This is a genomic window from Vicinamibacteria bacterium, from assembly GCA_035620555.1.
Classification (GTDB): Bacteria; Acidobacteriota; Vicinamibacteria; order Marinacidobacterales; family SMYC01; genus DASPGQ01.
Map to the genome: position 1 here is coordinate 1 of DASPGQ010000835.1, position 5,363 is coordinate 5,363.

The 5,363-nt window shown below is 61.9% G+C and carries 5 protein-coding genes; 2 read left to right on the forward strand and 3 right to left on the reverse strand.

From position 1 onward, the window contains the following. Nucleotides 1-431, reverse strand: a 431-nt coding sequence (locus VEK15_33150) for a hypothetical protein (GenBank protein HXV65591.1), incomplete at its 3' end; no start/stop codon positions are given. A 90-nt stretch (nt 432-521) separates the two neighbouring features. Here VEK15_33150 and VEK15_33155 point away from each other — a divergent pair. Together VEK15_33155 and VEK15_33160 are read left to right on the forward strand one after the other, a co-directional pair. Next, nucleotides 522-2,426 carry a SurA N-terminal domain-containing protein gene (locus VEK15_33155; GenBank protein HXV65592.1) on the forward strand — a complete coding sequence of 635 codons (1,905 nt, stop codon included), beginning with the start codon at nt 522-524 and terminating at the stop codon, nt 2,424-2,426. Between the two features lie 19 nt (nt 2,427-2,445). Continuing rightward, nucleotides 2,446-2,787: an STAS domain-containing protein gene (locus tag VEK15_33160; protein ID HXV65593.1), complete on the forward strand. Its 342-nt coding sequence runs from the start codon at nt 2,446-2,448 to the stop codon at nt 2,785-2,787. A 6-nt stretch (nt 2,788-2,793) separates the two neighbouring features. Here the strand turns inward: VEK15_33160 and VEK15_33165 are convergent, their stop codons facing one another. After that, nucleotides 2,794-4,167, reverse strand: coding sequence for a trehalose-6-phosphate synthase (locus tag VEK15_33165; GenBank protein HXV65594.1), 1,374 nt, complete (start codon nt 4,165-4,167; stop codon nt 2,794-2,796). Beyond that, nucleotides 4,164-5,363: glycoside hydrolase family 15 protein (locus VEK15_33170; GenBank protein HXV65595.1), on the reverse strand; the 1,200-nt coding region annotated here is incomplete at its 5' end. The genes VEK15_33165 and VEK15_33170, both read right to left, overlap by 4 nt.

The following is a 5,363-nucleotide window of genomic DNA, read 5'->3' on the forward strand; positions in this document are numbered from 1 at the left end:
ACCGCTACTCGGGTGGCCTTGGTGTTGGGGTCTTCCGAAGCCTCCTCGATGACAAGGATCGAATCCGGCTTCACCAGGTATTCCGTTCCGTCGAACAGGCGGACGCGCGCGTGAGAATCGCCCACCGTCCGGATGGTGTCATCCTTGGTGAGCGTGATGCCCGCATTGGCGTCAATCCATTCGTAGGTGCCCGCTTTCCGAACCTTCACCGCTCCCGCCATGTCGAGAAATCGGGCACTCTTGTCGTCGGCCGGAGGAGGCCGGTCCCCGCGAACTTCGGCTCGGGTATCAGTGAGCTGGACGTACATCCAAGTGACTGCCCCCGCGAGCCCCAGGACACAGGCAAAAAGCGTGTAGATAGTGCTCCGCCGGACGGTAAACCACTCGATGTGAATTCCGGTGTTGGTCCGGTAGGGGTTGTACTTGGCCATGCGCTTATCTACATTGTTTTAGTTAAGCTTACCATAGTAATTTCGGCTCGTACAACGACTGAGGTACGATATGGGGCTCGAGGTTCGCCGATGCTGAAGTATTTTCGCAATCGAAAGAGCATAGGCTGGCTGATCGGTGCCAGCTTGCTCGGGCTCGTGATCTTCGCCTTCATCGTGCTCTACATTCCCGACTTCATGTCCCCGGGTGGCCTCGCCGGAGCCACGGGCAATGTTGCCTGGGTGGACGGGACGCCGATCAGCGCTCAAGACTTCCTGAGGAGCTACCGAGCCCAGGAGAATCGATACCGTCAGCAGCTGGGCGCACAGTTCAACCCTGGCCTCATGCGCCAGCTCGGATTCGACAATCTCGTGGTCAGGGAGCTGCTCCAGAACAAGATGCTGATCCTGGAGGCCGAGCGACAGGGTCTCCAGGTGACTGATGAGGAAGTTCGGGATTTCATCGTCAATCTCCCCGATTTCCAAACGGGTGGAAAGTTCATCGGCCGCGAGGCCTACCTCAGGCTCCTGGCCCAAAACGCGATGACCGCCGCGGCATTCGAGACGCAGCTCCGGGATGATCTCCTGCGCCAGCGGCTGCAGAACCTGGTGACCGACGGAGTCATCGTGGGAGAGGCGGACCTGGAAGAAGAGTACCGTCGTCGCAACGAAAAGCTCCATCTGGAGTACGCTATCGTCGCCAAATCCGATTTCGAAGCGTCGGTGGAAGTGTCGGATGACGAGGCTCGAAGCTACTACGAGTCCAACCGTGAGGAGTTTGCCCGACCCGTGCAGCGAAAGGTTCGTTTCATTTCGTTCACCCCGCAGCTCTTTACCGCAGCGGTGACGGTCGGCGAGCGTGAGATCGAGAGGTACTACGGCCAGAACCTTTTCAACTACGAGACCAACGAGCAGGTCGCGGCCAGCCACATTCTTTTCCGAACCGGCGGGGACAAGAGCGACGAAGAGGTCCTCAAGGCCGCGGAGGCCGTGCTCGCACGAGCCAGAGAAGGCGCGGACTTTGCCGAGCTGGCGAAGGAGAATTCCGAAGACGAGGGCTCGGCGGTACGGGGCGGCGATCTGGGCTCGTTCGGTCGCGGAGAGATGGTGCCCGAGTTCGAGCAGGTCGCCTTCTCACTCGGCGAGGGCGAGATCAGCGACCTCGTTCGCACGAACTTCGGTTATCACATCATCAAGGTCACGCGAAAGCAGGAAGCGTTCACCCGGCCTCTGGAATCGGTCAAAGAGGAGATTCGGGGAACCTTGACGCAGGAAAAGGCCCGGCAGCTCATGGAGGAAGCCGTCGACAGCGCCGCGGCGAAGCTCCGCGCATCGGGTAGCATCGACGCCCTTTCTGCGGAGTACGAGCTGCTCGTCCCCCAGGAAACGCAGTTCTTCGGCCGCGAAGACGTTCTGCCCCAGCTCTCGAGCTCTCGCGACGCGGTCCGAATCGCATTCGAGACACCCGTGGCGGGGATCTCGCCCGCGATCCGCCTCGGTAACGGATATGCTTTTCTCCAGGTGCTCGAGGAGCGCGAAGCCGGAATCCCCGAATTCGAAGAAGTGCAGGAGGCTGTCAAGAGTGCCGCACGAGAACGACGCGTCATGGAGCTCGCGCGCTCACGCGCCGAAGAAGTGCGTTCGACTCTCGCTCGAGACGGTGCCGCCGAGGGTGTGGAGCTCCACTCGACGGAAAGCTTTTTCCGCGGCAGCCAGCTTCCCGAAGCGGGGCGATCCGCGGCCGTGGCGGTCCGAGCCTTCGAGCTCGAGCCCGACGTCTTTTCCGAGCCTCTTCCTGCGGCCAACGGCTTCGTCATCCTCAAAGTCGTCGAGAAAACGGGATTCTCGCCGGGAGAATTCGACGCCCAGGTGGCCGATTTCAGAGAGCAGATCCTGAACGAGGAGCGACTTCGCGTCTGGAACGCCTTCGTGTCCGGCCTCACGTCGCGCTACGAGGTCCAGATCGACTGGCAAACGATACGCTCGTTGACGGGATAGAGAAAGGAGCTGCCTCACGATGAAGCTCGACCTGCGCGAAAAAGAAGGAATCTCGATTCTCGTCCTCGGCGGACAACTCACCGGCGGAGGGGGAGACGAGCAGTTTCGTGAAGCCATCGATACCCTGCTGGCCTCGGGTCGAAATCGCATCCTCGTCGATTTCACCGACGTGGCTTTCATGGACAGCGCGGGGATGGGCGAGCTGGTCTCGGGACATCGCACGGTGCAGCGGTTCGGCGGGAACCTCAAGATCCTCAACCCGACCAAGCGGGTGCACAACTCGCTGACGATGGCAAAACTCCTGCCGATCTTCGAGATCTTCGACGACGAGGACGCCGCGGTAAAAAGCTTCCACGGTTGAGCGATCTCAGTTCGCGCTCGCCTGAAGCCCGTCGACGAAGCGGCGCCGCCATTGGTGAATGTCGTTTTCCCGAAGCACCTTCATCATCGAAGCCCACCGTCTCTTGCGCTCGTCGAGCGGCATCGAGATCGCCCGATGCAGCCCTTCGGCCAAGCCGTCTACATCGTGGGGATTGACGAGGATGGCGGTCTCGAGCTCGCGGGCGGCTCCGGCGAGCTCGGACAAGAGCAGCACGCCGGGTGAGTCCGGATCCTGCGCGGCGACGAACTCCTTGGCCACGAGGTTCATGCCGTCTCGTAGCGGCGTCACGAATCCGACTTCCGCGATCGAAAGGAAGCCGACGATCGCCGTCCGGGCGTAGCCCTTGTTCAGGTATCGAATCGGCACCCAATCGTACTCGGCGAATCTTCCGTTGATCTCACCCGCCACGGCGTTGAGCTCCCGCCTCATGCTCTTGTACTCGGGCACGTCGCCGCGCGACGGCGGAGCCACCTGCATGAAGATGACGGTCTGGCGGAGCTCCGGGTAATTGACCAGCAGTCTTTCGAAGGCTCGGAAACGCTCGGTGAGGCCCTTGCTGTAATCGAGCCGATCGACCCCGATGATCAAACGCCGCCCGCGGAGACTATCGACGAGGCGCCGTCCCTGGATCGAGGAGCGCCCCTTCGAGGCGCGGGAGGCGACGTCTTCGACATCGATACTGATGGGAAAAACGTCCGCGCGCGTGGGTCTCTCGTCGATGAGCACCGCGGTCTTCTGAACCCTCGAGCCATGGATCGAACTGGCGACGGAGTTCCGAAATCCGAGCAGATCCACGTCGGTTTGAAACCCGACGAGGTCGTAAGCGCCCAGCGATCGAATCAGCTTCTGGTGACCCGGGAGGGCGCGCAGGATGTCGAAAGGCGGGAAAGGAACGTGCAGGAAGAAGCCCAGGGGGTTTTGACAACCTGCCCGTCGCAGGGCACGTCCGAGCGGAATCAGATGATAGTCGTGGATCCATAGGTGATCGGACCGGCCGATGAGGGGCCGGAGTTTTCGCGCAAACAGGTCGTTCACGCGGTAATATCCCTCCTCGAACCCTCTCCGGTATTCCATCTTGTCGAGCCGCATGTGAAACAGGGGCCATAACACGCGGTTCGAGTACCCTTTGTAATATTCGTCGTAGTCTCTTTTCGAAAGGGGCATGGTGGCGAAGTCGACCGCCCCGATCCGATTGCGCTTCGGAGTGGCGTCCGAGCTCGCCGAGCTGGTTCCGTCCCACCCGAACCACAGACCTCCGCGAGATTCGAGGGCGGCGAGGACCGCGGTGGCCAGCCCCCCTTCCGGTCGGGAGGCTCGCGGCATGGGAACACGATTGGAAACGACGACCAGCCGGCTCAAACCACCTCCTCCCACTGCTGGCTGAGCTTCCGAGCCGAGTTGATCAAGCCGACCATGCTGTAAGTCTGCGGGAAATTGCCCCAGAGCTCTCCGGTTTCGATGTCCAGGTCCTCGGACAGGAGCCCATGCCGGTTGCGACGGGACAGGAGCTTCTCGAACAGGTCGCGAGCTCTTTCGTGCCGACCCACGGCGTGGAGCGCGTCCACGTACCAGAAGCTACACACGGTAAAGGCGGTCTCCGGTCTTCCGAAATCGTCTTGGTTCACGTATCGAAAGACGTAGTCACCCCGCAGAAGGCGCTCCTCGACCGCCGCGATAGTCTTCAGGAAGCGAGGGTCGTCGGATCTCACGAAACCGAGCTCGTTCAGAAGCAGCAGGGTCGCGTCGAGATCTTCGCCCTCGAAGCTCCCGGTGAAGCTCCCGAGGTCTTCGTTCCAGGCGCGCGTGTAGATGGCATCGTGAAGCCGCCGAGCCTGCCGGCTCCAGTAGAGCGCGCGCGGCGCGAGGCCGAGCCTGCGGGCGATTTTTGCCAGCCGGTCACAGGCCGCCCAGCACATCACCGCGGAGTGGGTGTGAGCCTTGCCTTCTCCTCGAAGCTCCCACGGACCCGCGTCCGGCTCACCGAATACGTCGACGGCCAGCTCACCGAGGTGCTCGAGACGATGGAAGAGCGCTTCGTCGCCAGGGGTCGCCAGCCGACGATCGAAGAACACGTGGGTCGCCGCGAGCACCGCCGAGCCGTAGGCGTCGTTTTGCACCTGGACGTGGGCTTGATTGCCGAACCGAACCGGCCCCATGCCCCGATATCCGGGAAGCTCCTTCACGATGCGCTCCGCCAGCGTCCCGCGACCGTTGATTCCGTAAACGGGCTGGAGCCGTCCGTCTTCGCTATTCGCGGCGACGTTGACGATGAATCGAAGGTACCGCTCCATCGTCTGCGTCGTCCCCAGACGGTTGAGCGCCCCGACGACGAACTGCGCGTCGCGCAGCCAGCAGTAGCGATAATCCCAATTGCGGCCGCTCGACGGCGCCTCGGGAATCGAAGTCGTCATCGCCGCGACGATCGCGCCGGTATCATCGAACGCGTTGAGCTTCAGGGTAATGGCCGCGCGGATGACCGCCTCTTGCCACTCGAAAGGAATGGCGAGGTTTCGGACCCATTCGTGCCAGTAGTGAATCGTCTGCTCCAGGAAACG

What these genes read in the sequence shown, in the direction of transcription:
- VEK15_33160 (HXV65593.1), top strand. Translation starts at nt 2,446, where the DNA reads ATGAAGCTCGACCTGCGCGAAAAAGAAGGAATCTCGATTCTCGTCCTC.
- VEK15_33155 (HXV65592.1), top strand. Translation starts at nt 522, where the DNA reads ATGCTGAAGTATTTTCGCAATCGAAAGAGCATAGGCTGGCTGATCGGT.